Below are 526 nucleotides of genomic sequence, written 5' to 3' on the forward strand. Positions count from 1 at the left end.
CTTGACCGCGCAGGTATCGGCGGCGGCGAGGATGCCGGGATTAGTGCGCAAGGCACCGTTGGTGGGAAGACCAAAGACATAGTCGATGCCGTGCGCATCACAGAACGACATGACCTCGGGTCGGCCGTAGTGCCCATCGCCCCGGATCGTGATGTGCGTCTCGGGCCAGTGCCGGCGGATATGCCGCACGAGGCGCCGAATGTGTCCGGCTGCCTCCGCGCCCGAAGGCGTCTTTCCCGTACGCAGCAGCATCGCGACCGGCCGTCCCGTTGCCGTGTCATAGATGTGGATCGGCAAGAAACAGCGCTCGCCGTGGTGACCGTTCCAGAACGAGAGCTGCTGATAGCCGTGCACAACGTCGCACGTGTCATCGATATCGAGCGTCACCGCCTTGGGCGGCGCGGGGTAGCTGCCGCAATAGATGCCGACCATCGCTGCCATCATGCGCGCCAGCTCGCGCGTGGTCGGTGCATTCTCCCACCTGCTCATCGTCGGTTGGCTCGCCAGGCCGGCGCCCGAACCCGGC

At 65.8% G+C, this 526-nt stretch carries 1 protein-coding gene; it reads right to left on the reverse strand.

Going from position 1 to position 526, the window contains the following annotated elements:
- A partial coding sequence (locus ACYPYD_RS28305; RefSeq protein WP_459667122.1) for a transposase occupies positions 1–526 on the reverse strand: 526 nt, incomplete at both ends.

Source organism: Novosphingobium sp. 11B (assembly GCF_054589055.1).